The sequence below is a fragment of the Xanthobacter sp. DMC47 genome, assembly GCF_056313845.1.
This window is the reverse complement of record NZ_JBQUZM010000001.1, coordinates 1,932,292-1,959,033: the sequence shown is the minus strand read 5'-3', so window position 1 is coordinate 1,959,033 and position 26,742 is coordinate 1,932,292. Positions and strand designations below refer to the sequence as shown.

22 protein-coding genes are annotated in these 26,742 nt (G+C 70.8%); 11 read left to right on the top strand and 11 right to left on the bottom strand.

The window, feature by feature from the left end:
* Positions 1-299: 299 nt before the first annotated feature.
* Entirely contained in the window at positions 300-824 is a 525-nt protein-coding gene (locus ACT54R_RS09040) for a hypothetical protein (RefSeq protein WP_476325523.1), read from the top strand.
* Positions 825-928: 104 nt separating this feature from the next.
* Here ACT54R_RS09040 and glsA read toward each other — a convergent pair whose 3' ends face one another.
* From glsA to tsaD, 3 genes are all read right to left on the bottom strand, one after another.
* Positions 929-1,918, bottom strand: a complete 990-nt coding sequence (gene glsA, locus ACT54R_RS09035) for a glutaminase A (protein ID WP_476325521.1) — start codon at positions 1,916-1,918, stop codon at positions 929-931.
* Between the two features lie 167 nt (positions 1,919-2,085).
* Positions 2,086-3,069 carry an NAD(P)H-dependent glycerol-3-phosphate dehydrogenase gene (locus tag ACT54R_RS09030; protein WP_476325519.1) on the bottom strand — a complete coding sequence of 328 codons (984 nt, stop codon included), beginning with the start codon at positions 3,067-3,069 and terminating at the stop codon, positions 2,086-2,088.
* A 3-nt stretch (positions 3,070-3,072) separates the two neighbouring features.
* Complete coding sequence (gene tsaD, locus ACT54R_RS09025) at positions 3,073-4,176, bottom strand: tRNA (adenosine(37)-N6)-threonylcarbamoyltransferase complex transferase subunit TsaD (RefSeq protein ID WP_476325517.1); 1,104 nt, start codon at positions 4,174-4,176, stop codon at positions 3,073-3,075.
* A gap of 86 nt (positions 4,177-4,262) precedes the next feature.
* Between tsaD and hemC the strand changes: the two genes are divergently transcribed.
* The 5 genes from hemC (at position 4,263) to lepA (ending at position 11,736) form a co-directional block, all read left to right on the top strand.
* A complete protein-coding gene (gene hemC, locus ACT54R_RS09020) occupies positions 4,263-5,195 on the top strand; it encodes a hydroxymethylbilane synthase (protein ID WP_476325515.1) in 933 nt (310 codons plus the stop codon).
* A 69-nt stretch (positions 5,196-5,264) separates the two neighbouring features.
* On the top strand, positions 5,265-5,963 hold the full coding sequence (locus tag ACT54R_RS09015; RefSeq protein ID WP_476325513.1) for a uroporphyrinogen-III synthase: 699 nt from the start codon (positions 5,265-5,267) through the stop codon (positions 5,961-5,963).
* A gap of 110 nt (positions 5,964-6,073) precedes the next feature.
* Positions 6,074-7,684: a COG4223 family protein gene (locus ACT54R_RS09010; RefSeq protein ID WP_476325511.1), complete on the top strand. Its 1,611-nt coding sequence runs from the start codon at positions 6,074-6,076 to the stop codon at positions 7,682-7,684.
* Positions 7,681-9,561, top strand: coding sequence for a heme biosynthesis HemY N-terminal domain-containing protein (locus ACT54R_RS09005; RefSeq protein WP_476325509.1), 1,881 nt, complete (start codon positions 7,681-7,683; stop codon positions 9,559-9,561). The genes ACT54R_RS09010 and ACT54R_RS09005 overlap by 4 nt, the downstream gene beginning before the upstream one ends.
* A gap of 369 nt (positions 9,562-9,930) precedes the next feature.
* Positions 9,931-11,736 carry a translation elongation factor 4 gene (lepA, locus tag ACT54R_RS09000; RefSeq protein WP_476325507.1) on the top strand — a complete coding sequence of 602 codons (1,806 nt, stop codon included), beginning with the start codon at positions 9,931-9,933 and terminating at the stop codon, positions 11,734-11,736.
* A gap of 33 nt (positions 11,737-11,769) precedes the next feature.
* Here lepA and ACT54R_RS08995 read toward each other — a convergent pair whose 3' ends face one another.
* The 8 genes from ACT54R_RS08995 to ACT54R_RS08960 form a co-directional block, all read right to left on the bottom strand.
* A complete protein-coding gene (locus ACT54R_RS08995) occupies positions 11,770-12,282 on the bottom strand; it encodes an NADH-quinone oxidoreductase subunit B family protein (RefSeq protein WP_476325505.1) in 513 nt (170 codons plus the stop codon).
* A 67-nt stretch (positions 12,283-12,349) separates the two neighbouring features.
* Positions 12,350-13,852 carry a hydrogenase large subunit gene (locus tag ACT54R_RS08990; RefSeq protein WP_476325503.1) on the bottom strand — a complete coding sequence of 501 codons (1,503 nt, stop codon included), beginning with the start codon at positions 13,850-13,852 and terminating at the stop codon, positions 12,350-12,352.
* A 9-nt stretch (positions 13,853-13,861) separates the two neighbouring features.
* Positions 13,862-15,307: a hydrogenase 4 subunit F gene (locus ACT54R_RS08985; RefSeq protein WP_476325501.1), complete on the bottom strand. Its 1,446-nt coding sequence runs from the start codon at positions 15,305-15,307 to the stop codon at positions 13,862-13,864.
* Entirely contained in the window at positions 15,304-16,029 is a 726-nt protein-coding gene (locus ACT54R_RS08980; protein ID WP_476325499.1) for a hydrogenase-4 component E, read from the bottom strand. The genes ACT54R_RS08985 and ACT54R_RS08980 overlap by 4 nt, the downstream gene beginning before the upstream one ends.
* Complete coding sequence (locus tag ACT54R_RS08975; RefSeq protein ID WP_476325497.1) at positions 16,029-16,976, bottom strand: respiratory chain complex I subunit 1 family protein; 948 nt, start codon at positions 16,974-16,976, stop codon at positions 16,029-16,031. The genes ACT54R_RS08980 and ACT54R_RS08975 overlap by 1 nt, the downstream gene beginning before the upstream one ends.
* Positions 16,973-18,997, bottom strand: coding sequence for a hydrogenase 4 subunit B (gene hyfB / locus ACT54R_RS08970; RefSeq protein WP_476325495.1), 2,025 nt, complete (start codon positions 18,995-18,997; stop codon positions 16,973-16,975). Before hyfB ends, ACT54R_RS08975 begins: the two co-directional genes overlap by 4 nt.
* Before the next feature lies 1 nt (position 18,998).
* Complete coding sequence (locus ACT54R_RS08965; RefSeq protein ID WP_168458356.1) at positions 18,999-19,262, bottom strand: helix-turn-helix domain-containing protein; 264 nt, start codon at positions 19,260-19,262, stop codon at positions 18,999-19,001.
* A 157-nt stretch (positions 19,263-19,419) separates the two neighbouring features.
* Positions 19,420-20,046 (bottom strand): PadR family transcriptional regulator, encoded by a 627-nt coding sequence (locus ACT54R_RS08960; protein WP_476326440.1) that lies wholly within the window; start codon positions 20,044-20,046, stop codon positions 19,420-19,422.
* Positions 20,047-20,258: 212 nt separating this feature from the next.
* Here ACT54R_RS08960 and ACT54R_RS08955 point away from each other — a divergent pair, with 212 nt between their 5' ends.
* The 5 genes from ACT54R_RS08955 (at position 20,259) to ACT54R_RS08935 (ending at position 26,712) form a co-directional block, all read left to right on the top strand.
* Positions 20,259-21,254 (top strand): tyrosine recombinase XerC, encoded by a 996-nt coding sequence (locus ACT54R_RS08955; RefSeq protein ID WP_476325493.1) that lies wholly within the window; start codon positions 20,259-20,261, stop codon positions 21,252-21,254.
* A gap of 3 nt (positions 21,255-21,257) precedes the next feature.
* Positions 21,258-21,692, top strand: a complete 435-nt coding sequence (locus tag ACT54R_RS08950) for a VOC family protein (RefSeq protein ID WP_476325491.1) — start codon at positions 21,258-21,260, stop codon at positions 21,690-21,692.
* 147 nt (positions 21,693-21,839) lie between these two features.
* Positions 21,840-24,380 (top strand): sensor histidine kinase, encoded by a 2,541-nt coding sequence (locus ACT54R_RS08945; protein ID WP_476325489.1) that lies wholly within the window; start codon positions 21,840-21,842, stop codon positions 24,378-24,380.
* Positions 24,377-25,948 carry a tRNA (adenosine(37)-N6)-threonylcarbamoyltransferase complex ATPase subunit type 1 TsaE gene (tsaE, locus tag ACT54R_RS08940; protein WP_476325487.1) on the top strand — a complete coding sequence of 524 codons (1,572 nt, stop codon included), beginning with the start codon at positions 24,377-24,379 and terminating at the stop codon, positions 25,946-25,948. Before ACT54R_RS08945 ends, tsaE begins: the two co-directional genes overlap by 4 nt.
* 62 nt (positions 25,949-26,010) lie before the next feature.
* Positions 26,011-26,712: a nucleotidyltransferase family protein gene (locus tag ACT54R_RS08935; RefSeq protein ID WP_168458741.1), complete on the top strand. Its 702-nt coding sequence runs from the start codon at positions 26,011-26,013 to the stop codon at positions 26,710-26,712.
* The last annotated feature ends 30 nt before the right edge of the window (positions 26,713-26,742 follow it).

Below are 26,742 nucleotides of genomic sequence, written 5' to 3'. Positions count from 1 at the left end.
GTTACCTCTTTCGGGGGAGCGCGAGCCTTGGCCCGCCGTTCTGGCACTCCCGGATGAAGAGTGCCAAGCTCGCCGCGGAGATAAGGGCGCGTCCGCCGGACGTCAAGGCGCGCTGCAGCAATCGAGGAGCTAGCAAAGCGGTAACGAGCCGTGGGATAAGCTCGTGCGGAGCTGGGGCTTGACCGGCGGACGGGGCCGACGTGGACGGCATCGACGCCGACGGCGCAAGCCTTTATGGTCAGGCGACTGCCTGGGTGGTCGCTTTCTTGTTCCAGGCGGCGGGAGGCCTCGGAAAGCACATGACGAAGATGGTTGCGGGATCCAAGTCTGCTTTCGGGCGGTTTGCTTTCGGAAGGCCGCGCGCCGCGCTGGCCGGTGCCGCCCTCACGGTGCTGGCCCTCGGCCTCGCCGGCTGCGAGACGACCCCCTCCGCGCCGCCGCCGGCCGCGCGCCCGGTCTATACCAGCCCGATCCCGCCCGACCGTCTCGTCGGCCGCTGGGGCCTCGCCGCCTATCACCGGCCGGACGACGCCACCCGCACCGAGGCGCAGGCCAAGGCCTCCTGCGGCAACAATCCCTATGTTATTACCGCCGGCACCAATGGCGGCGTAATGATGTATCTCGCCGACGACAACAAGCTGACCGAGCTGGTCTCCAAGCAGGTGGGCAACGGCCCGGTCTATATCGGCCCGCCCGACGACCCGGCCGGCGGCGAGCGCGACCGTCAGGTGGTGCGCTTCGACGGCAATATCCTGGTGCTGCGCTTCGTCGATCCGGAAGTGGCCAAGCGCTACGGCACCATGGTCTACGTGCGCTGCTCGTGACGGGGAGGGGCTTCGCGCCCCTCACTCGGGCTGAGGCTCACCGCCCGAAGGCGGCAAAAGCCGCAGAGGCTCACCGCCCGAAGGCGGCAAAAAACCCCAGAAGCTCACCGCCCGAAGGCGGTGAGCATGGCGGACCCCCGGTTGGTGGGGTCGAACACGTGCAGGCCCAGTTCCTCGGCCAGTTCCCGGAAGGCGGCGATGCCGCGCACGGAATTGCCGCGCGCATCGAGGCGCGGTGAATAGGTGGCGATGCCGAGCTGGCGGTTGACCACGCCCAGGATGCCGCCGCCCACCCCGCTCTTGGCCGGCACACCCACGTCGAACGCCCAGTTGCCGGCGAAATTGTACATCCCGCAGGTGAACATCACGGCGAGCGTGGCCCGCACCGCATCCACCGCGAACACGGTGGTGCGCGTGAGCGGGTCCTCGCCGATGTTGGCCAGCGTCGCCCCCATGCGGGCGAGGTCGCCGGCCGTCACCAGGATGGAGCATTGGCGGAAATAGAGGTCCAGCGTCGCGTCCACGTCGGCGGTGAGCGCCCCGGCGCTGGTGAGCAGGTGGGCGATGCCGCGGTTGCGATGGGCGGTCTCGGCCTCCGAGCGGAACACCGCCTCGTCCACCACCAGCCGCCGCCCGGCCGCGGCGGAGAAGCGATCCAGCACGAAGTCCAGCGCCGCATCGCCGAGATGCTCCACGAGCAGGCCCGAAACGGTGATGGCCCCGGCATTCACCATGGGATTGAAGGGCCGATTGGTATCGGCATCGAAGACGATGGCGTTGAAGGCATCGCCCGAGGGCTCCACGCCGACGCGGGACAGCACCTTTTCGCGCCCCGCCACCTCAAGGGCGAGACAGAAGGCAAATGCCTTCGAAATCGACTGGATGGTGAACGCCACGTCGGCATCGCCCACCGAGACCACCTCCCCCTCCACCGACACGGCGGCGATGCCGAAGCGGTCCGGGTCCACCAGGGCCAGTTCGGGAATGTAGTCGGCGAGGGCGCCGGAGGTATCGCCGCGGCTGCGCTCGAAGGTGTGGCGCACCACCGTCTCCAGCCCGTAGCCGGGAGCCGCGTGAGCAGGACCCGAATCCATCATCATCCCCCATGCCGACCGGCGGCGCCGGCCCCACCCCGGCTTTAGCACAAGGCGTGCCACGGCCCGGGGAGCGGCAGGGGAAGGCAGGGACGGTGGCCGGCCATGACCGGAGCGGGAGAGGGACGAAACGAGGAAGGACGGGCTGTGAATGCGCGCGGCCGCCCTCACTCCGCCCGCTGCGGCCGGGCCATCAGCGCCTCGATGGCGCCGTCGATGCCGAGGCGGCCGGCGAGTACCGCGTCCACCGCCGCGCTGACGGGAACGTCCACGCCCTTGGCCGCTGCCATCTCCACCAGCACGCTGGCGGTAAAAGCCCCTTCCGCCAGCTTGCCCGCGCCGGCCTCGCCCGCCCCCAAAGCGCGGCCGAAGGCGAAGTTGCGCGATTGCGGGCCGGAGGTGGTGAGGATGAGGTCGCCGAGGCCGGAGAGGCCGGTGATCGTCTCCGGCCGCGCACCATAGGCGGCGCCGAAGCGCATCAGTTCGGCAAATCCCCGCGCCACCAGAGCTGCGGCGGCGCTCGCGCCCAGCCGGCGGCCGGCGACGATGCCGGCGGCAATGGCCAGAACGTTCTTCGCCGCCCCGCCGATCTCGGCACCGCGCACGTCGGTGGAGTGGTACAGCCGCAGCGTGGAGGAGCCCAGCGCCTGCGCGAGGTCCTTCGCCAGCGCGCCATCGCCCGCCGCCAGCGTCACCGCCGTCGGCAGGCCGGCCGCCACGTCGCTGGCGAAGCTGGGGCCGGAGAGCACGGCGGGCCGGGCGCCGGGCAGGGTCTCGGCGATCACCTCGCTCATGAAGGCGCGGGTGCCGCGCTCGATGCCCTTGGCGCAGGAGATGACGGGCATCCCCGCCCGGACGCGGGTGCCGAGATGCCCCAGCGCCGCACGGCAGGCCTGCGCCGGCACCACCAGCAGCACGGCGTCGCAATCGGCCACGCGGTCGAGGTTGGACACCGGCGAAACGGCGGGATCGAGCGCGATGCCCGGCAGGTCTGCCCGGTTCTCGCGGGCCGCGGCCATGTCGGCCATGGCCGTGGCGTCGCGGCCCCACAGCACCACCTCGCGGCCGGCGCGGGCGGCGGCATTGGCGAGGGCGGTGCCCCAGGCGCCGGCCCCCATCACGCCGATGCGGCGAAAGCTTGAACCCGACACCGCTCAGGCCCGCGCCGAGGCCGAGGCGGCGGCCGCCGGATCGAGCGGCCAGCGGGCGCGCGGGCTCACGTCCAGCCGGTCGCGGATGCCGCGGGCGAGCCGCTCGGCTCCGGCCCAGGCGATCATGGCGCCATTGTCGGTGCAGAGCACCGGGGCCGGCATGGCGAAGCGGGTGTTCAGCTCCGCCGCCACCTTGGCGAGGCTCTCGCGGATCATGCCGTTGGCGGCGACGCCGCCGGCCACCACCAGCGCAGTCGGGCCACGCCCCAGCCGGTCGCGGAAGGCGCGGGCGCCGGCCCGCACGCGGTCGGCGATCACGTCCACCACGGCCGCCTGGAAGCTGGCGCAGAGGTCGGCCACGTCCTCGTCCGAGAGGGGGGCGAGGCGGTCCGCCTCCAGCCGCACGGCTGTCTTGAGGCCGGAAAGGGAGAAATCGGGCTCGCGCCGGCCCAGAAGCGGGCGCGGGAAGGCGAAGCGGGCGGAATAGCCGTGCTTGGCCTGCTCCTCCACCTGCGGGCCGCCCGGATAGGGCAGGCTCAGCATCTTCGCCACCTTGTCGAAGGCCTCGCCCACCGCATCGTCCAGCGTGGTGCCGAGGCGGGTGTATTTGCCCACGTCCTCGATGGCGAGGAGCTGGGTGTGGCCGCCCGAGACGAGGAGCAGGAGATAGGGGAAGGCGACGCCATCGGTGAGGCGGGCGGTGAGCGCATGGGCTTCCAGATGGTTCACCGCCACCAGCGGCTTCTTCGCAGCGAGGGCGATGGCCTTGGCGGTGGTGAGGCCCACGATGACCCCGCCGATGAGGCCGGGGCCGGCCGCCGCCGCGATGCCGGAGAGCTCGGAATAATCCACGCCGGCCTGCCGCATGGCCTCGGCGATCACATGGTCCAGCACCTCCACATGGGCGCGCGCGGCGATCTCCGGCACCACGCCGCCATAGGGGGAGTGGATCTCCACCTGCGAGCGGATGACGTTGGAGCGGATGTCGGATGCGCCCGAGGGCGAGCGCGTCACCACCGCGGCCGACGTCTCGTCGCACGTGGTCTCGATGCCGAGCACCATGAGATCGGGCAAACCTTGATCCTCCAGAGCGTTGCGCGCCGCCATTGCGCTGCGCCGCAACGCCGCCTATCCCGTTTCGAATCCCTCGCGCATTCTACGCATCCCTGAACGAGAATACGAAATTGGAAGAAATGTCCGGCGGAAATTCCCCTCTCCTGCGCATCGGCACCCGTGGCAGCCCGCTCGCTTTGTGGCAGGCCCATGCGGTGCAGGCGGCCCTGGCGGAGGCGCTGAACGTCGCGCCGGAACGGGTCGCCATCGAGGTCATCCGCACCACCGGCGACCAGATCCAGGACCGGGCCTTGTCCGAAGCCGGCGGCAAGGGGCTCTTCACCAAGGAGCTGGAGGAGGCGCTGCTGGACGGCCGCGTCGACCTCGCCGTCCATTCCGCCAAGGACGTCGCGACCTTCCTGCCCGAGGGCCTGCACCTCGCTGGCTACCTGCCGCGCGCCGACGTGCGCGATGCGCTGATCCTGAAATCCGGCGCCGGCCTCGCTGATCTTCCGGCCGGCGCGCGGGTCGGCACCGCCTCGCTCCGGCGCGAGGCGCAATTGCGGCGCCTGCGGCCGGACCTCAAGGTCGAGCTGCTGCGCGGCAACGTCCACACCCGCCTCGCGCGGGTGAAGGACGGGGATTTCGACGGCACCCTCCTCGCCCTCGCCGGCCTCACCCGCCTCGGGCTCGCCGATGTGGCGAGCGCGGTGCTGGCCACATCCGAATTCCTGCCGGCAGTGGGGCAGGGGGCTGTCGCCATCGAATGCCGCGTGAACGACCCCGCCACCAACGCCGCCATCGCCGCCGTCGCCTGCCGCGACACCGGCATCGCGCTGGCGGCGGAGCGCGCGTTCCTGACCGCCCTCGACGGCTCCTGCCGCACCCCCATCGCCGGCCTCGCCCGGGTGGAGGGCGATCAGGTGCGCCTCTCCGGCCTCGTCATGACGCCCGATGGGGCGGATGCGGCGGAAGCCTCCGGCGCCGCTCCCATTGCGGATGCCGCCGCGCTCGGCACGGCGCTCGGCACCGAGCTGCGCGCCAGTGCCCCGGCCAAGGCGCTGGGTCTCTAGACTTTCCGGCGCGGCCTTAACCGCGTCGGCCGTTGTTCTGCCCCGTTCTTCCGTTCGATTGTTTTGCCCATGCTTGTTCTCGTCACCCGGCCGCTGCCCGCGGCGAACCAGACCGCCAAGCGCCTTCGGGCGCTGGGGCATGATGTGATTATCGATCCCATGCTGCGGATCGCCCCCACCACGACACCGTTGCCCGAGGGGCCGTTCGATGCGGTGGCCTTTACCTCCATCAACGGGGTGACGGCCTTCGGTGCCCATCCCGACGGCAAGCGCTTCCTCCATCTGCCGGCCTTCGCGGTGGGTCCGCGCACGGCCAAGGAGGCCCGCGCCATCGGCTTTGCGAGCGTCACCGATTGCGACGGCGATGCCTCGGCGCTGGCCGGGCGCATCGCGGCGGTGCTCCCGTCCGGCGCGCGGGTGCTGAACCCGGCGGGCGAGGACCGTGCCGCCGATCTCGCCGGCCTGCTCGCCGCCCCCGGCATTTCGCTGGATCTCGCCATCGTCTACGCGGCCGAACCGGCGGATGCCCTGTCGGAGGAGGCGCGCGCGGCGCTGGCGAGCGGAACCGTGACGGCGGCGCTGCACTTCTCCCAGCGGACGGTGAAGACCCTGCTGCGGTGCGTTGCCGCCGCCGGGCTTAACGACGCGTTGACCGGTGTGCGCGAACTGTGCCTCTCCGAGCAGGTGGCCGAGCCGTTCGTCCGCAAGGGTCTGGCGGTGGAGGTCGCCGCCGCGCCCAATGAGGATGCACTGTTCGCGCTGCTGTGACGCGGCTGTGAGGGACGGGGGCGGGCGTCGCGGTTGCGGCCCGGCTCCGGCCGGTCTATCCCGGTCCCGAAGACGGGTCCGAACCCAATAGGGAGGCACGAGCGACGCCGATGGCCACCAACACGCCGGCGAGCGACGATCCGAAGGCGGAGAACTTCTCCTCCCGACCGCCCCGCACCCCGCCCACGCTCGACCTGAAAGCGCAGGAAATCCCGTCGGCGCCCAAGCCGACCGGTCCGGCGGTCCAGAAGCCCGTGACCGGCGCCGCGCCGGCCGAGCCGGCCAAAGGCACGGGCACCGTCCCGAACACCGGCGGGCCCGCAGGCGACGCCCCCGCCAAAAGCGCAGCGTCCAGCGCGGCGGCCGAGAAGAGCGCCGAGCAGGTCGCCGAGACCGAGGTGCGCAAGGAGGCCGAAGCCGCGGCGGACGCCAAGAGCGACGCCCCCACCCCGTCCCAGCCCGCGCCGGAGCCCCCCCGCAAAGGCGGCGGCGGCACCGTGTTCGCGGCGCTGATCGCCGGCCTCATCGGCGGCGGCGCGGCGGCGGGCGGGCTCTGGTACGCCTTGCCGATCCTCTATCCGCCGGCTCCGGTGGCCGCTCCCAAGGTCGATCTGTCGCCGCTGCAGTCGCGCATTGCCGCTCTGGAAGCGCGCCCGGCGGTCGATCCCAAGGCCATTGCCGCCCTTTCCGAACGGCTCGACCGCGACGAAGCCGCCCTCAAGGCGGTGCAGGAGGCCCTCGCCGGCCTCAAGGCCGGGCCGGCTCCGTCCGCCGCGTCGTCCGCGCCAGCGGCGCCCGCCGTTCCCCCCGCGCTTGTGAAAAGCGTGGATGATCTCAAGACCGCGACCGACCAGGCGCGCGAGGCGCTGGCCGCCCTGCGCCGCGACGTGGACGCCCTGAAGGGCGGCGAGGGCGCGCTGCGCACCGCCGTTGCCGCCGCCACCACCGGCGCCCGCGAGGCCGGCGCCAAGGCCGAGGCGCTGGCTCCGAAGCTGGAGGCGCTCACCCCGCAGGTGGCGGCGCTCATCGGTGCCACCCAGTCGCTCGGCCCGCAGGTTCAGGCCCTCGCCACCCAGACCCAGGCCCTCGGGCCGCAGGTGCAGGGGCTGGAGAAGCAGGCCGAGGCCATCGGCCCGCGCTTCGACGCGCTGAAGAAGCAGATCGAGGAAGCGACCGCCGCCGCGACCCAGTTCAACCGCACGGCCTCGAGCCTCGTGGTGGTCGCCGCCTTCCGCGACGCGGTGGTCTCCGGCCGGCCGTTTGCCGCGGAACTCGCCGCCGCCCGCGCTACGCTCGGCGCCAATGCCGGCCAGCTCGACGCCTTCGCCGCCGCCGCCGAGAAGGGCTTCGCGCCAACCCCAGCGCTCGCCGCCCGCCTCGCGCAGGAAGGCGCCGCCGCCCTCGGCGCCGCCGCGCCCGCTCCGGCAAATGCCAACGCCTCGCTCGTGGATCGGCTGATGTCCTCGGCCGAAAGCCTCGTGAAGGTGCGCCCGGCCACCGGGCCCGGATCGGTGGATTCCGAAGGGCTCATCGGCACCGCGGTCACCCAGGTGCGCGCCGGCCAGCTCGACGAGGCCCTGAAGACGCTGAAGCAACTGCCCGACAGCGTGCAGCAGCGCCTCGCCGTGATCCGCGACATCGAGGCGCGGGCCGCCGCGGTCAAGGCCGCCGGAACTCTCTTCCAGCAGCAGCTGGCCGCCATTTCGGGGAAGGTGCCGTGATCCGCCTCGTCCTGCTCCTGATCCTCCTCGCCGCCGCCGCCTTCGGCGTCTCCTGGCTCGCCGACCGGCCGGGCGAGATCGCCGTGGTGTGGGAGGGCTGGCGGGTGGAGACCACCGTGCCGGTGGCCCTCGCCGTCATCGCGGTCGTCTCCGGCGTGCTGCTGCTGCTGTGGCGGCTGCTCTCGCTGCTCATCCGCTCGCCCAAGCTGATCGCCGCCTTCTCCCGCCGCCGCAAGCGCGAGAAGGGTTGGCAGGCGGTGTCGCGCGGCCTGCTCGCGGTGGGCATCGGCGACAATGCCGCCGTGCGGCAGGCGCGCCACGACGCGGCTCGCCTCCTGCCCCACGAGCCGCTGACCCACCTCCTCACCGCCCAGGCCGCCCAGCTGGACGGCAAGCCGGAAGTGGCCATCGCCGCCTTCCGCGCCATGGTGGACGATCCCTCCACCCGCCTCCTCGGCCTGCGCGGGCTGCACATGGAAGCCCGCAAGGCCGGCGACAAGGGCGCCGCCTACGCCATCGCCGAGGAGGCTGCCTCCGCCGCCCCGACGCTCGGCTGGGCCGCCGATGCGGTGATCGAGGCGCGCTGCGCGGCCGGCGACTATGCCGGCGCGCGCGCGGTGCTCGAGCGCCAGATGGCGCAGAAGGGCATCGACAAGGCCCAGTACAAGCGCCGCCGCGCCGTGCTGCTCGCCGCCGAGGCCATCGCGCTGGAACAGACTGACCCGCTGGTCGCCCGCGAAAAGGCGGTGGAGGCGGTGCGCCTCGCGCCCACGCTGGTTCCCGCCGCCGCCTGCGCCGGCCGCCTGCTCGGCGCTGCCGGGGAGCTGCGCAAGGCGGCGAAGATCGTCGAGACGGCGTTTGCCGCCAATCCGCATCCCGAACTCGCCGACGTGGAGGCGTATCTGCGGCCCGGCGACGCGGCGCTCGATCGCCTCAAGCGCATCCGCACCCTCGCCAACAAGGCGCCCTCCCAGCGGGAAAGCGCCATCGCGCTCGCCCGCGCGGCCATCGATGCGCAGGAATTCCGCCAGGCGCGCCTCGTGTTGGAGCCGCTGCTGGAGGATCCCAGCCAGCGCGTCTGCCTGCTGATGGCGGAGCTGGAAGCGGCCGAGCATGCCGATATCGGCAAGGCCCGCGAATGGACCGCCCGTGCCGTGCGCGCCAATCGCGATCCCGCCTGGATCGCTGACGGCGTGGTTTCCGACCGCTGGGCGCCGGTGTCGCCGGTGTCCGGCCGCCTCGATGCCTTCGTCTGGGAGGTACCGCCCGGCGTCTCCGCTACCCCGATCCTGGAGCATGAGGCGGAGCGGGTGAAGGCGGCGATTGCCGCCGTGCGCGCCAGCGAAGAGGCCAAGATCGCCGAGCAGAAGAATCTCGCCGAGCAGAAGAAGCTCGCGGAGCAGAAGCAGGCCGAGAAGAAGCAGGCCGAGATCAAGGCTGCGGAGATCAAGGCCGCCGAGGCCGTGGTCGTGGCGAAACCTGCCGCCTCCGATGCCGCGGTGGTGGTGGTCGAGGCCCCTGCGCCGGTTCCGACCGAGGCGCCCAAGGCGTCCGAGGCGAAGACGCCGGAGGCCGCGGGTCCGGCGCCCAAAGGAGCCGACTCAAAGGGTTCCGAGCCTAAAGCCATCGACGCAAAGGGTGCCGACCCGAAGGCCTCCCGGCCCACCGAGCCTGTGCCGGTCATCCTCGCCCCACCCCCCGGCAACGGCGCGGAAGCGGGGCGCGGACGGGCGAAGCCGAACGGCAAGCCCGAAACCGGCAGGAAGCCCGACGCCATCGTCGCCCTGCCGCCTCTGCCAGACGATCCCGGCCCCGAGGCAGATGCGACGGAAGACCCGGACCCCACCCCCAAGTCCCGCCGGCTGATGGGGCTGTGAGCCGTCCTTTGCCTTCTCCCCTCGCGGGAGAAGCTGGCACCCGGCGTATGCCGCGAGACGGATGAGGGGGCTGGCCCCAGTCTTCATGCGTTGGTGGTGGCGGAGAGAACCCCTCACCCCGGCCCTCTCCCGCAAGGGGAGAGGGGGCGCGAACGTTCGATGCGGGACGACCAAGGGATAGGCCAGAGGATTGGCCTTTTCCCTTCTCCCCTCGTGGGAGAAGGTGGCACGCGGCGCCTGCCGCGTGACGGATGAGGGGGCTGCTGACTGTCGCCCGCCCAATGCCACGGCGGCACATACCGCTTACCGCCGGGCGGTCATAATCGCCTTCGCCTTGTGGCCGCCCCGCGCCGATGCTATGCGGCGCGGATGACCGCCAGCGCCCAGAAGCACATCCGCAACTTCTCCATCGTCGCCCATATCGACCACGGGAAGTCGACTCTCGCCGACCGCCTCATCCAGATGACCGGCGGGCTCTCCGAGCGCGAGATGACGGAGCAGGTGCTCGACAGCATGGATATCGAGCGCGAGCGCGGCATCACCATCAAGGCGCAGACGGTCCGCCTCTCCTACAAGGCGAAGGACGGCGAGACCTACGTCCTCAACCTCATCGACACCCCCGGCCACGTGGACTTCGCCTATGAGGTGAACCGTTCGCTCGCCGCCGTGGAGGGCTCGCTGCTGGTGGTGGACGCCTCCCAGGGCGTGGAGGCGCAGACGCTGGCCAACGTGTACCAGGCCATCGACAACAACCACGACATCGTGCCGGTCCTCAACAAGGTGGACCTGCCCGCCGCCGAGCCGGAGAAGGTGAAGGCGCAGATCGAGGATGTGATCGGCCTCGATGCCTCCGACGCCATCGGCATCTCGGCCAAGACCGGCCTCAATGTGGAGCAGGTGCTGGAAGCCATCGTCACCCGCCTGCCGCCCCCCGTGGGCGACCGCGAGGCGCCGCTGAAGGCGCTGCTGGTGGACAGCTGGTACGACACCTATCTCGGCGTGGTCGTCCTCGTGCGCATCGTCGACGGCGTGCTCAAGAAGGGCCAGCGCATCAAGATGATGGGCTCCGGCGCCATCTATGACGTGGACCGCGTGGGCGTGTTCACCCCCAAGATGGTGACCCTCACCGAGCTTGGTCCGGGCGAGATCGGCTTCCTCACCGGCTCCATCAAGGAAGTGGCGGACACCCGCGTCGGCGATACCATCACCGAGGACAAGCGCCCCACGGACGCCGCCCTTCCGGGCTTCAAGCCGGCCCAGCCGGTGGTGTTCTGCGGCCTGTTCCCGGTGGATGCGGCGCAGTTCGAGGATCTGCGCGCCGCCATGGGCAAGCTGCGCCTCAACGACGCCAGCTTCTCCTTCGAGATGGAGACCTCCGCCGCGCTGGGCTTCGGCTTCCGCTGCGGCTTCCTCGGGCTGCTGCATCTGGAGATTATCCAGGAGCGCCTCGAGCGCGAGTTCAACCTCGACCTCATCGCCACCGCGCCCTCGGTCATCTACCAGATCGAGATGACGGACGGCACGACCATCGATTTGCACAATCCGGCCGATATGCCGGACGTGGTGAAGATCGAGGAGATCCACGAGCCGTGGATCCGCGCCACCATCCTCACGCCGGACGATTACCTCGGCTCCGTGCTGAAGCTCTGCCAGGACCGGCGCGGCAACCAGATCGAGCTGACCTATGTGGGCGCGCGCGCCATGGTCACCTATGACCTGCCGCTGAACGAGGTGGTGTTCGATTTCTACGACCGGCTGAAGTCCATCTCCAAGGGCTATGCCTCGTTCGACTACCAGATCACCGAATACCGCCCCGGCGACCTCGTGAAGATGTCCATCCTCGTGAATGGCGAGCCGGTGGACGCCCTCTCCATGCTGGTCCACCGCACGCGGGCGGAGGCGCGCGGCCGGGTGATGTGCGAGAAGCTGAAGGATCTCATCCCCCAGCACCTCTTCAACATCCCCATCCAGGCCGCCATCGGGGCGAAGATCATCGCCCGCGAGACCATCAAGGCCCTGCGCAAGGACGTCACCGCCAAGTGCTACGGCGGCGACATCACCAGAAAGCGCAAGCTTCTGGACAAGCAGAAGGAAGGCAAGAAGAAGATGCGCCAGTTCGGCAAGGTGGAGATTCCGCAGGAAGCCTTCATCGCCGCGCTGAAGATGGACGAGTGAGACCTTCGCCCGGGACGCCGGCGGCGGCCCACTTCAGGCTGCGCCGGCCTTGAGCAGCGCCAGAAGGCCGGTGAGCAGGTCCACCGGCGTCGGCGGACAGCCGGGGATTTTCAGGTCCACCGGAATGACGGCGGCGGCGCCGTCCGTCACCGCATAGCTGCCGGCGAAGACGCCGCCGTTGATGGCGCAGTCGCCGGCCGCCACCACCCATTTCGGGCCGGGGGTGGCGTCATAGGTGCGCTTCAGCGCCTCGGCCATGTTCTTCGCCACCGGGCCGGTCACCAGAAGCACGTCCGCATGGCGGGGCGAGGCGACGAAGCGGATGCCGAAGCGGTCGAGATCGTAGAAGGCGTTGCCCAGCGCGTGGATTTCCAGCTCGCAGCCGTTGCACGAGCCGGCATCCACCTCGCGGATGGAGAGGCTGCGGCCAAGCCGCGCGCGGGCGGCGGCGTCCAGCTCGCGGGCCAGCGCTTCCACCGCCGCGTCGTCGGGGCCATTCTCGGTGAGCGGGGCCTTGAGCAGGCCCTGAAGCAGGAGCTTCCGCATCGTTTCACGTCTTGCGTTTACGCGTTTTCTTCACGCGAACCGGAATCCACTTCGCTTGAAAACGCTTTTAAAGGTCCACCCCCGAATAGGAGCAGTTGAAGGATTTGTTGCAGAGGGGGAAGTCGGCGACGATGTTGCCCTCGATGGCGGTCTCCAGCAGCGGCCACTGGAACCAGGAGGGATCGCGCAGATGCGCGCGGCGTACGCGCCCGTCGCTCTCCAGCGCCACGAAGGCGAAGACATCGCCCCGGAAGCTCTCCACCAGCGCCACGCCCTCGCCGCCGCCCGGCGGCACGGGGACGATGATGTCGCCCTTCGGCAATGTGTCGAGGAGGCGGACGATGAGGCCGAGGCTTTCCTCCACCTCGCGGATGCGCACCCACACGCGGGCGTTCACGTCGCCGTCCGTGCGCACGGGCACCTCGAAGGGTAGCCGGTCGTAGGGCGGATAGGGCAGGGCCCGTCGGGCATCGAAGCTGCGACCCGAGGCGCGGCCGACGAATCCGCCGGCGCCGAACTGGCGCACATAGTCCGGTTTGGTGAAGCCCGTGCCGACGGTGCGATCCTGGAGGGAGGCGGTCTCGTCATAGAGGCGGACGAGGGCGGGGAAGGCGCGGCGCACCTCGGCCACCATGGTCTTCACGCCGGTGGTGGCCTCCGCCGCTATGTCCTGCGCGATGCCGCCGGGCACCACGCGGTCCATCATCAATCGATGGCCGAAGGCGCGGGCCGAGGCGCGCAGCACGCGCTCGCGCAGCACGCCGCAATGGGCGAGCATGATCGCAAAGGCGGCGTCGTTGCAGATGGCGCCGATGTCGCCGAGATGGTTGGCGAGGCGCTCCAGCTCCGCCATCAGTCCGCGCAACGCATGGGCGCGCTCCGGCACGGCGACGCCGCGCGCGGCTTCCACGGCGCGGCAGAAGGCGAGCGTGTAGGCCACCGTCGCATCGCCCGAATGGCGCCCGGCGATGCGGGCGGCCTCCTCCGGCGTGCGGCCGGTCATCAGGCCTTCCATGCCCTTGTGGACATAGCCAAGGCGCTCCTCCAGCCGCACCACCGTCTCGCCATAGGCGGAGAAGCGGAAATGGCCGGGCTCGATGATGCCGGCATGGACCGGGCCGACCGGGATCTGGTGCAGCCCTTCACCCTCCACCGGCAGCACCGGATAGGCCTCACCCGCCCCTGCATCGGGGATAGCGGCGCCGAGCGGCGCGCGCACGCCCCAGCGGGCATGGTCGAGCCACGGGCGTTGATCGGGGGCGCCGGTGGGCGTCAGGCCGAACAGGTCGCGGACGGTCCGCTCCAGCCGCGCCGCGGGGGGATGGTGCCGCGCCACGGACGGGAAAGAGCCGGTGGGGCAGGGGAGGGTGGCGAGGGCGAGGCGGCCGGTGGCCTCCTCCAGCAGCGCCATGTGGACGGCGCCGCTATCGCCGAACAAAGCGGAGAGGGTGAGCCGGCCCGCAGCGAGTTCCGCGCACAGGCCGGTCCATTCCGCCTCGTTCACGCTCACGCGCGGCCAGGGGCGGCAGGCGGAGCCGTTGCGGGCGAACAGATCGGAGAGGTTGACCATGCCGCCCTCCTAGCCCAGCACCGCGGCCACATGGCGGAACCACGCGACCAGCTCCGGCGGCAGATAAAGCCCGGCGGCGAAGACGAGGGCGAGGTGGACGCCCATGGGCACGAAACTCGCTTTCACCGGATCGGTGCCCGGGCTCGGCTCACCGAAGGCGATGGCGGAGAGCTTCACCATCAGCGCCCCGAAGGCGATGAGCAGGCCGAGGACCAAGATCAGCGCCAGCCAGGGCCGGGCGGCGAAGGCGCTGGTCACCACCAGGAACTCGCTCATGAACACGCCGGCCGGCGGCAGGCCGGCGATGGCCACGACACCCGCCACGAGGCTCCAGCCCAGCAGCGGGTGGGAGGTGGTGAGGCCGCGGATCTGCGCCAGCTCCTGCGTGCCTTTCACCTGACAGGCATGGCCCACGGCGAAGAAGATGGCGGACTTGGTGAGGCTGTGCATGGTCATGTGCAGCAGCCCGGCGAAATTCGCGAGCGGCCCGCCGAGCCCGAAGGCGAAGGCGATGATGCCCATGTGCTCGATGGAGGAATAGGCGAACAGGCGTTTGATGTCCCGCCGCCGGTACAGCATGAAGCCGGCGAGCAGCAAAGAGCCGAGGCCCATGGCCATCATCAGCGGCCCCGGTGCCAGCGTTCCGGGATGGGCGGCGAGCAGCGACTTGAAGCGCAGCACCGCGAACAGCGCCACATTGAGCAGGAGGCCCGAGAGCACCGCCGAGATGGGGGTGGGGCCTTCGGAATGCGCATCCGGCAGCCAGGCATGGAGCGGGGCGAGGCCCACCTTGGTGCCGTAGCCCAGCAGCAGGAAGACGAAGGCGACGTTGAGCAGCGCCGGGTCGAAATCGCGGGCGTGCTTCATCAGCACGCTCCAGATCATCCCGTCCGTGCCTTCGCCGACCACGGGCTGTGCCACCATGTAGACGAGGATGGTGCCGAACAGGGCGAGCGCGATGCCCACCGAGCCGAGCATGAAATATTTCCACGCCGCCTCGATGGCCGCCTCGGTGCGGTAGAGGCCGACCATGAGCACGGTGGTCAGCGTCGCCACCTCGATGGCCACCCACATCACGCCGAGATTGTTGGAGAGCAGCGCCAGCGTCATGGCGCCGAGCAGCACCTGATACATGGCGTGGTAGAAGCGCAGGTTGAGCGGCGTCAGCCGTCCCGTCTCCAGCTCGTGGGCGATGTAGTCGGCGGAAAACCACGCGGTGGTGAAGGCGACGAAGGTGTTCAGCACCACGAAGACGATGTTGAGATCGTCCACGATGAGGAACGGCCCGGCGATCCGCGGCGCGCCGAGCAGCAGCAGGGCCAGCGCGAAGGTGAGGCCGCAGGCCGCGACATTCAGCAGCGCGCCCGCGCGATAGGACGGCACCAGCGCCAGCAGCACGGCGCTCATGGCGGGTACCGCGACGAGGAGGGGAGCGGGGTCTGAGAGGATGCTCATGCGCGCCCTCCCCGGAAGCGGTCGAGGGCGTCCACGTCCACGGTGTCGAACCGCTCGCGGATGCGGAACAGGAAGATGCCGATGACGATGAGGGCGATCAGCACCGAGAAGGCGACGGAAATCTCCACCACCAGCGGCATGCCCTTCGCCCCCGTGGCGGCGAGGATGAGGCCGTTCTCCAGCGACATGAAGCCGATGACCTGACTGACGGCATTGCGCCGCGTCACCATCATCAAAAGTCCGAGCAGCACCACGGAGAGGGCGAAGGCGAGGTCTTCGCGCGCCAGCGCATCCGCCGCGCCGCCGACACCGGCGGTGGCCTTCAGCATGACCACGAGGGAGAGCGCCACGAGGGCGATGCCCGCGAGCATGGTGGGGCCGATGGAGACCACCGTTTCCACCTGACGGTGGATGCCGAGGCGGGCGACCATGCGGGCGAGCGCCAGCGGGATCACCACCGCCTTGAAGACGAGGGCGATGGCGGCGGTGACATAAAGATGCGGCGCATCCTGCGCCAGCGCCTGCCAGCCTACCGAGAGGGCGAGTACCACCGCCTGAAGGGCAAAGACTTTCAGCAGCGCATAGAGCCGGTCCTGATAGAGCATCAGGAAGCTGATGAGCACCAGCGCGCCGGCGAACAGATGGGCCACGTCGAACACGAGGCTGGCCGAGAGGGCGGCGTCCAGCGGCGTTCCGTGCGCGAGTTCGAGCGTGCGGTCCATCACAGGATCCTCGACACGAAGAGGAGCAGGGTGCCGAGCAGCCCCAGCATCAATGCGGCGCCGAGGAAGTCCGGCACACGGAACACCCGCATCTTGGCGATGGAGGTCTCGAACACCGCCAGCAGCACCGCGCCCGCCGCGAGCTTTGCGCCATAGCTCGCCATGCCGAGCAGCACGGCGCCGGCCCCGGCGCCGGCCGGTGCCAGCCCCCACGGCACGAACACGCAGGCGACGAGGGAGAGGAAGAGGAGGAGTTTGAGCTGCGCCGCCAGCTCGATGAGCGCGAGGTGGCGGCCGGAATATTCCAGCACCATGGCCTCGTGGACCATGGTCAGCTCCAGATGGGTGGCGGGATTGTCCACCGGGATGCGCCCGTTTTCGGCCACGGCGACGATAGCGAGCGCCACCAGCGCCAGCGCCAGCGATACGCGCAGGCCCACGCCCGCGACCATCACCGAGGCGATGGTGGAGAGCTGGGTGGAGTGGGCGACGAGGGCGAGGGAGAAGACGATCATGATCATCGCCGGCTCGGCCAGCGATGAGATCATCACCTCCCGGCTCGATCCGATGCCGCCGAAGCTGGTGCCCACATCCATGCCCGCCAGCGCCAGGAAGAAGCGGGCCGAGCCGAGCAGCGCGGTAATCACGATGAGGTCGGCGGACCAGGAGAAGATGAGCCCAGTGCCGAAGGTGGGCACCAAAGCCGCCGCCACCCAGGTCGCCGCGAACAGCAAATAGGGCACGGCGCGGAACAGCCAGGAGGCGTTCTCCGCCAGCACCGCCTCCTTGTTCAGGAGCCGGGCGAGGTCGCGGTAGGGCTGGAAAATGGAGGCGCCGCGCCGCCGCGTGAGGCGCGCCTTCACCTTGCGCACGAGGCCGGTGAGGAGCGGCGCCAGGGCCAGCACCAGCAGCATCTGGGTGCCCTGCACCAGCAGGTTCGCCATCATGTCCATAGCGCCAGCACCAGGAGCAGGAGGACGAGGGCCCCGAACACCAGCGCCAGATACTGGCGGATGGTGAGATATTGCAGGCGGTTGGCCCGCGTCGCGATGCGCTCCGCCAGCCCGGCCAGCGGCAGGAACAGGAAGGCCCAGGCGGGATCGCGGGCGGTGATCTCGATGCGTGCCGGGGCGAGCGCGCCGGGCGGCGGCATCTCCACCCGTTCGCGCGCCGCGAACAGGGTGCGGGCGAAGACGCGGCGGATGGGCTGGGCGAAGGAACCAGCGGAATATTGCGTCACCGGGTCGGCATTGGGAAAGCCGCAATCCCACGGCGGCGCGCGCCGCACCGCCCCGGTGGCGAGGCGGTGGATGATGAAGGCCGTGAGCAGCGCCGAGGAGGCGATGAAGAGGAAGACGAGGAGGCCGTTATAGGACGAGCGGCTTTCCGCCACCGGCACGATGGAGAGCCATGCCACCTCGCTCTGCGCCGGCATCTTCACGCCGATGAGGGCCGCGACGGCCGGCTGTAAGGCATCGATGACGAGGCCGGGGAACAGGCCGGCGGCGACGCAGATGCCGGCAAGGGCCAGCATGGCCGCGCGGGAGAAGGCGTCCACCTCATGGGCGTTCGCCGCCTGCTCGCTGCGTGCCCGCCCGAGGAAGACGATGCCGTAGAGCCTTACGAAGCACGCCGCCGCCAAAGCCGCTGCCAGCGCCAGCAGCGCGCCGGCTGCGGGCACGGAGAGCTTCAGGCCCCAGGCCGGAAGTTCCGGGCTGAGCAGGATGGCCTGGAACACCAGCCATTCGGAGGCAAAGCCGTTCAGCGGAGGCAGGGCCGAGATGGCCGCCGCGCCGATGAGCATGGCCACCGAGGTCACGGGCATGCGGTGGATGAGCCCGCCGAGGCGGTCCATCACCCGCGACCCCGTGGCGGTGAGCACCGCCCCGGCGCCGAAGAAGAGCAGGCTCTTCATGGCCGCGTGGTTGAACACGTGGAACAGCGCCGCCGTGAAGGCCAGCGCCGCCGCCCCGCCGAAGCCCGAGGCCTTGAAGGCGAGGGCGAGGCCGAGGCCGACGAAGATCAGCCCTATATTCTCGATGGTCGAGAAGGCCAGCACGCGCTTGGTGTCGCCCTGCAGCAGCGCCTGCAGCACGCCGACGACGCCGGCCACCGCGCCCGCGACGATCACCGGGATGCCCCACCACCACTCGGGCGGGCCGGCGAGATCGAACACGATGCGGATGAAGCCGTAGACGGCGACCTTGGTCATCACCCCGCTCATGAGCGCGGAGACATGGCTCGGCGCGGCGGGGTGGGCCAGCGGCAGCCAGACATGCAGCGGCACGAGGCCGGCCTTGGAGCCAGCGCCGAGCATGGCGAGCGCCAGCACCACCGCGCCGGCCCAGCCGGTGGGCGGGGCGGCGCGCATGGCCTCGAAGGTGAAGCCCCCGCCTGACGCCAGCAGGCCGAAGGCCAGCATCAGCGCCAGCGTGCCGAAGGAGGCCATGAGGATATAGACGAGGCCCGCCTGCACGTTGCCGGCCTCCTTGTCGTGGGAGACCACCAGCGCCCAGGAGGCGAGGGACATGAATTCCCAAGCGAGGAGGAAGGTATAGGCATCCGCCGCCAGCGGCACGAGGCTCATGCCGGCGAGGAAGGCCGGGAAGAAGGGCAGCACCCGCTCGGGCGCATGATCATGCCGACCATAGCCGAGGCCGTAGAGGCTCGCCGCCGCGCCGCCGAGATTCACCACGAACAGGAAGACGGCGGAGAGCGCATCGAGCCGGAGGTTCGCGCCGATCCACGGAATGCCCAAAGGCAGCACAAGGGCGCCCGTGGGCGCGGCGATGGCGGTAAGGGCGGAAAGCGCGGCGAGCAGCGTCACCACCAGCGCGCCGCCATAGACCACTGGCCGTCCAAGCGGCCCGCGCGCCAGCAGCACGCCGGCCACGGCCAGCGCGAGCAGGGCGGCCACGGCTGCGAGCGCCGTCAGAAGCTGGAAGGTGGGGGCGAGGGCGGGGGCCATCTCAGTCCCCCGTCGCGCGCGGCGCCTTGAGGCGCACGCCCCGTCCGCCGCCGTCGCTCACCGCGCCTTCGCCGATGAGATCGACCCCGGCGGCATCCAGAGCCCCCACCAGCTTCATCAGCGAATCCACATTGCCGCGGATCACGCCGTCGCTGGCTTCCATGCGCTGGATGGTGGGGAGCGAGAGGCCGCACAGGCCGGCAAGGGCGCGCTGGTCGAGGCCGAGAAGGGCGCGGGCGGCACGGAGCTGGGCAGCAGTGATCATGATCGCTGACGGCAGGCGTTAAGCGTGATTTGTGCTGCTTACACCCGGTCTATTAAGCGATCAAGCATTATTAGTGATGTTTAAAACATCACTTCATCGCGAGGGCGGGCGGCAACGGTCGGCGCCCGCCCCATGTCGCCCGCCCTTGCCGCGGGGCTCACGCCTCGCGGATGTCGTTGGCCACGCGAGCGAGAATCTCGACGATCCGCGTCTCGGCGCCGCGGTTCTGCTCCAGCTTCTCGCGCGTCACGTCGCGCAGGTTTTCGAGCGCCGCCTCCACCAGGCGGGGCAGCTCGGCGCCGTGGCTCGGGCCATTCTCGCTCCAGCCCATCCACTTCTTCACCCGGCCCATCTTGAGGCCGATCTCGGACAGGCGGCCGATGATGGCGTCGGCGAAGTCGCGGTTCTCGGCGAGGTAGGCGCGGCCTTCCTCGGTGATGGCGTAGCGCTTCTTGGAGCCGTCGGCCTCGGCGGTCACGTAGCCGGCCTCTTCCAGGAAGGTGAGGGTGGGATAGACCACGCCCGGGCTCGGCGAATACCAGCCGGCGGTCTTCTCCTCGATCAGCTTGATGATCTCGTAGCCGTGGCGCGGCTGCTCGGCGATGAGCGACAGGGCCAGAAGCTTGAGGTCGCCCTGGGCCAGCATGCGGCCGATGCGGAACATGTCGCCGCCGCCGCGCCCGCCGCGTCCCCCCGGCCCGCCGCGATGGCCGCCGAAATCGCCAGGACCATGGCCATGGCCGCCACGGCCCGCGAACTCATGTTCGCCGAAGTCCCCGCCCATTTCGCCGCCAAACCCGCGGCCACGGCGGGCGTCCCGCCAGTCTCGTCTGCATCCGAACATTCGGAAGTCTCCTTAGATATGTCGTTCGATATAACGACGATGGTTATATCGTTCGATATATCTCGATGACAAGGGGGCCCTCCGAAAATTCCGTTCAGGCTTTCTGAAGGCCGGCGCTTGCAGGATCGGCCGGATCGCCGGAGTCTTCCCACATGGCCATGACCGATCAGGACCGAGCCGCCCGCGCCGCCCACGGCCTCGCCAGCGCCGCCGCGCCGGATGTGGCGACGGCCATCGAAGGCTGGCTGGCGCGGCTCGCCCATGAGCGCCGCCTCTCGGCCAAGACGCTGGAGGCTTATGCCCGAGATCTCTCCGTCGTCCTGCTGCGGCTCACCGACCACCTCGGCCGCCGCCCGACGCTGACGGATCTGGCCGCGCTCACGCCGGCGGATATCCGCGCCGTGCTCGCCTCACGCCGCGCCGAGGGCGTCGCGCCGCGCACGCTGGTGCGCCTTCTCGCAGCCGCGCGCTCCTTCGGCCGGCATCTGGAGCGGGAAGGGCAGGGCAAGGTCGGCGCGCTTACGGCGGTGCGCGCACCCAAGGTGCCGAAGGGTCTGCCCAAGCCCGTCTCCGTCTCCGCCGCCCGCGCGCTGGCCGATCCCGACACCCGTGCCGGCGAGGCGCGCGAGCAATGGGTGCTGGCGCGCGATGCGGCGGTCATCGCCCTTCTCTACGGCGCTGGCCTGCGCATCTCCGAGGCGCTGGGCCTCACGGCCGGGATGCTCTCGCCCGGCACGGCGCAGATCACGGTCACCGGCAAGGGCAACAAGACGCGCATGGTGCCGCTGATTGCCCCCGTCCTCGCGGCGGTGGAGGCCTATCGCGCGCTCTGCCCTCATGCGCTGGCGCCGGACAAGCCGCTGTTCCGGGGCACCCGGGGCGGGCCGCTCTCGCCGCGCATCGTGCAATTGGCGGTGGAGCGGATGCGCGGGGCGCTGGGCCTGCCCGACAGCGCGACGCCGCACGCCTTGCGCCATTCCTTCGCCACTCACCTCCTCTCGCGCGGGGGCGACCTGCGCGCGATCCAGGAACTGCTCGGCCACGCCTCGCTCTCCACCACCCAGATCTATACCCAGGTGGATGCGGCGGCCCTCATGAATGCCTGGCGCGCCGCGCACCCGCGGGCCCGTGCGCACACGGGGAACTGACCCATGACGTTCACGCCCATCCGCCCCATCATCGAGCATCTGTCCGTCACCACCGTGGACCTTGCCCGCGCGGTGCGCTTCTACGATGCGGTGCTGGCCCCTCTCGGCCTCGTGCGGGTGGCGGATTATGACGAACCGGAGGGGGCGTCCGCCTGCTGGGGGCCGCCCGGCACCCTGCCGGCCCCGGAGGGTGTGCCGGGCGCCGCGCCCTTTTGGGTGCAATTGCGCGAGGGGCCGGTGACGCCGCCACCGGGCACCCATATCGCCTTCTGCGCGGCGGATCGGGCGGCGGTGGAGGCCTTCCATGTGGCGGGCCTCGCCACGGGCGGCACGGATTACGGCGCGCCGGGCCTGCGGCCCCAGTATGGCCCCGGCTATTACGCCTCGTTCCTGATGGACCCGGACGGCTGGCGCATCGAGGCCGTCGCCTACGTTTAGAAGCGGCAAAGCCATTTGCCGGCTGTGGGCCGGCCGCGGTCGGCCCTTTCAATGGTGGTAAACGCTCCGTTATCCTTCGCAAGTGATTCGCGGCGCGCCGCAGAGAGGCTGCGGCAACCGCAGGGCAGGGGAAGGACACCGGGGCGAATGGCGGAGCGCATCCGGAGGAGCGGCGCGCGGCGGCCGGCGCGCGGGCGCAGGCAGCAGCCAGCCCCGGCGACGGGATGCGCGAATTTCTGCGTCGGCACCCGGACCGCACTGTTCGGCTCCTTCCTCCTTGCCACCACTGCCCTCGCCGGCACCCCGGCCGCCGCCGACGGCTGGAGCATCGCCATGGGCGCGGCCGAGGCGCTTTGGCCGGTCATCGCATTATCCGCCTGTGCCGTTGCCGGCCTCGTCGCCCTGAGGTCCCGCCGGGTGGCGGCCGATCTCGGCGCGCGCATGGACAAGGCCGAGGCCGAGGCCCGCGACGCCGGTGCCGCCGCTGCCCGGGCGCGGGCGGAAGCCCATGCCGCGCGCACCCTTCTTACCGTCGGCGCGCCCGCCTTCATGGCCTGGAGCGGCCGCGCCCTGCCGGTGGATGTCCATGGCGCGACGCCGGAAGCCTTCCGCGCCGGCCTCGGCGCCGCCTCGGTGGTCTTCGACCGGGCCCTGGAGCAGTTGCGCCGGGAAGACGGCGCCGTCTCCCAACAGGTGGAGACCCCGGCGGGCCCCATGCGCCTCGAGGGGCGCAGCCTCGGCGGCGCGGGCGTGCTGCTCGTACGCCCGGCCGATGCTGCGGAGACGTCCGCAAAGGCCGAGGCTGCCGATTTCGCCGAGGCGGAGCGGATGGCCCATGGCCTCGCGGCGGCCCTCGATGCCGCCGCGGCTCCGGCCTGGCTGCGCCGCCCGGACGGAACGCTGGTCTATGTGAACCCCGCCTTCGCCACGGCGGTGGGCGCGCCCTCCTCCGAAGAGGCGCGCGCGGCGGGCCTCGACCTCCTCGACGCCCGCATCCGCAGCGCCGCTCTGACCGCCGAAGGGACGGCCGGCACCTTCCGCCAGCGTGTGAAGGCTGTGGCCAGCGGCCAGCGCCGCCAGATGGACGTGGTGGAGGTGGCCGGCCCGTTCGGCACCGCTGGCATCGCCATCGATGTCACCGGCGAGGATGCGGCGAAGGCCGAGACGGCCCGCACCGTCGCCGCCCACCAGCGCACTCTGGACCAGCTGACCACCGCCGTGGCCATCTTCGGCGCCGACGAGCGTCTCGTGTTCCACAATGCGGCCTATGAGCGGCTGTTCGATCTCTCCCCCGGTTTGCTCGACCAGCGCCCGCCGGAGAGCGAGATCCTCGAAGACCTGCGCCGCCGCCGCAAGGTGCCCGAGCAGGCCGATTTCCGGGCGTGGCGCGCGCAGTTGCGCGAGGCCTATCGCGCCATCGAGCCGGTGAACGACTGGTGGCACCTGCCCGGCGGGCAGATGCTGCGGGTGGTCATCACGCCCAATGCCGAAGGCGGCATCACCTATCTGTTCGACGACCTCTCCGAGCATCTGGCGCTGGAGAGCCGCTACAACAGCCTCATCCGCATCCAGGGCGAGACGCTGGATGGCCTCGCCGAGGCGGTGGCGGTGTTCGGCGCGGACGGGCGGCTCAACCTCTACAACGAGGCCTTCCTCGCGCTCTGGTCCCTCGATGCCCAGGCCATGGGCGACAAGCCCCATGTGGACGCGGTGGCCGCCATGTGCCGCCCGCTCTATGGCGAGACGGCCGCCTTCTCCCGCATCCGGCAGGCCGTGACGGCCATCGGCCCGCGCGATGCGACCACCCTGCGCATCGAGCGGCCGGACGGCCGTGTGCTCGACGGCGCCACCCAGCCGCTGCCCGACGGCGGCACCATGGTGACCTTCCGCGATGTGACCGACAGCGTGCAGATCGAGCGCGCGCGCACCGAGCGGGAGCGGGCGCTGACCGAGCGCGCCGAGGCGCTGGAGGCGGCAGACAAATTGAAGAACGCCTTCGTCGGCCACGTCTCCTACCACCTGCGTACGCCCCTCAACACCCTGATGGGCTATGCCGACATGCTGCGCGAGGGCCTCGCCGGCCCGCTCAACGACCGCCAGCGCGACTATCTCGACCATATGCGCCAGTCTTCGGACCTGCTGCGCGCCCTCATCGATGACATCCTCGACCTCGCCACCATCGATGCCGGCGCCATGGAGCTGGACCTCGCCGAGGTGGATGTGCGCGAGCTGGTGCTCTCGGTCGCCGAGGCGGTGCGCGACAGCGTGGACGAGGCGCGGCTTTCCCTCGCGGTGATCATCGATCCTGCCGCGGGCACCTTCGTCGCCGATGCGCGGCGGCTGCGGCAGATCCTGTTCAATCTCCTGTCCAACGCCATCGCCGTCTCGCCCGAGGGCGGCACGGTGTCGCTCGGCGCCGCGCGGCGCGAGGGGGCGCTGGTGTTTACCGTGCGCGACGAAGGCCCGGGCGTCCCGGCGGAGGTGCGGGAGACGCTGTTCGACCGGTTCGAGAGCCGCAGCGCCGGCCCGCGCCATCGCGGGGTGGGCCTCGGCCTTGCCATCGTGCGCTCCTTCGTGAGCCTGCACGGCGGCTCGGTCACCGTGGGGCCGGCCTCCGCCACGCGCGGGACGCTCGCCACCTGCATCTTCCCCCTCGACGGCGAGCGCCGGCGGGAGGCTGCCGAATGAGCATCCTGCTCGAACGCCTCGAAGGCCAGCCGGTGGCCTGCCGCGTGGTGCTGAAGGACCTCGCCGCCACCAGCCGCCTCGCCGCCCTCATCGCCAGCTGGTTCGGGGGGAAGGACACCATCACCCTCACCGGCGACCTCGGCGCCGGCAAGACGGAGCTGGCCCGCGCGCTCATCCGCGCCTTCGCCGACGATGGCGGCGTGGACGTGCCGAGCCCCACCTTCCCGATCCTGATCTCCTACGACTTTCCCCGCGGCCGGGTGGTCCACGCCGACCTCTACCGCATCCAGGAGCCGGACGAGCTGGACGAGCTCGGCTGGGACGAGCTGCGCGACAACGCGCTGCTGCTGGTGGAATGGCCCGAGCGCGCCGAGGAGCGCCTGCCTGCCGACCGCCTCGACGTGGCGCTCTACCTCGCCGCCGGCACGCGGGACGCGGCCGATCTCGGCCCCGAGGCGCGCATTGCCATCGTCACCGGCTACGGCAGCTTCGGCCCGCGGCTCGACCGGCTGATGATCGCGCAATCCCTCATCGAGCAGAGCGGCTTTGCCGAGGCGGCCCACCGCTTCCTGCAGGGCGACGCCTCTTCGCGTTCCTACAGCCGCCTCGTGCTCGGCGACCGCTCGGCCATCGTCATGAACGCCCCGCGCCAGCCGGACGGGCCGCCGCTGAAGCGGGGCCTGCCCTACAGCCAGCTCGTGCATCTGGCGGAAGACGTGAAGCCGTTCGTCGCCATGGACCGGGCACTGCTGGCGCAGGGGCTCTCCGCACCGCTGATCTATTCGGCGGATCTCGAAGCCGGCATTCTCGTGCTGGAAGACCTTGGCCCGGAATTCGTGGTGGCCGGCACCCCGCCCGCCCCGGTGCCGGAGCGCTATCGCCTGGCGGTGGAGGTGCTCGCCACCCTGCACAGCCGCCCCCTGCCGCGCACGCTGAACATCGCACCCCGGGTGGAGCGGGCGCTGCCGTCCTACGATGTCGCCGCCATGCTCACCGAAATCGACCTGATGCTGGACTGGTATCTGCCGTCCCGTGGCATCCGGCTGGACGGCGTGGTGCGGGAGGAGTTCCGCCTGCTGTGGCGGAGCGCGCTGAACCCGGCCATGGCCGAGCCGCCCACCTGGGTGCTGCGCGACTATCACTCCCCCAACCTCATCTGGCTGCCCCGCCGCGAGGGCCTGCGCCGCATCGGCCTCATCGATTTCCAGGATGCGGTGATGGGGCCGGCCGCCTACGACGTGGTGTCGCTGGCGCAGGATGCGCGGGTGGACGTGCCGGAGGAGCTGGAACTCGATCTCGTCTCCCGCTACGTGGCCCTGCGCCGCGAGGCGGATCCGACCTTCGATCCCCGCAGCTTCGCCCGCACCTATGCGCTGATGGGCGCCCAGCGGGCGAGCAAGATCCTGGGCATCTTCACCCGCCTCAACGATCGCGATAGCAAGCCGCACTATCTCAAGCACCTGCCGCGCATCCGCCGTCATCTTGCGCGCTGCCTCGCCCACGAGGAGCTGGGATCGCTGCGCATGTGGTATGAGGCGGTGCTGCCATCGAAGGACCTCTCCGCGTGACCGCTGCCCCCGACACGCTGCTTGACCCGCCCGCCGCCGGAACCGTCCGGATCGATACCGCCATGGTGCTGGCCGCCGGCCTCGGCACCCGCATGCGGCCGCTCACCGACACCCGCCCCAAGCCGCTGGTGGAGGTGGAGGGGCGCGCGCTGGTGGATCATGTGCTCGATCGTGTCGCGGCCGCGGGCATTCCGCGCGCCATCGTCAATCTGCACCACCATGCGGACATGCTGGAGGCGCATCTCAAGGCGCGGACGGGCGCACCGGACATCGTCCTCTCGGACGAGCGCGGGGTTCTGCTGGAGACCGGCGGCGGCGTGCGCAAGGCGCTGCCCCTGATGGGGGGAAAGCCCTTCCTCGTCATCAATTCCGATACCATCTGGATCGAGGGCGCGCGGCTCAACCTCATCCGGCTCATGGAGCAGTTCGACCCGGAGCGGATGGATGCGCTGCTGCTCCTCGCCTCCGCGGCCCATTCCATCGGCTATGACGGCATGGGCGATTTCCAGATGGACAAGCTCGGCCATCTGGAGCGCCGGGGCGAGCGCACCATCGCCCCCTTCGTCTATGCCGGCGCCGCCATCCTGAAGCCGGAGCTGTTCGAGGGCACCCCCGAGGGCGCCTTCTCGCTCAACCGCGTGTTCGATCGGGCGGGGGCGGCGGAGCGGCTGTTCGGCTTGCGCTTGGACGGCATCTGGATGCACGTGGGCACGCCCGACGCCATCGCCTTGGCCGAGGAGGCCATCGAGCGGTCGAGCGATTGAGGCTTTTCATCTGGTGGGACTGGGAGTGAA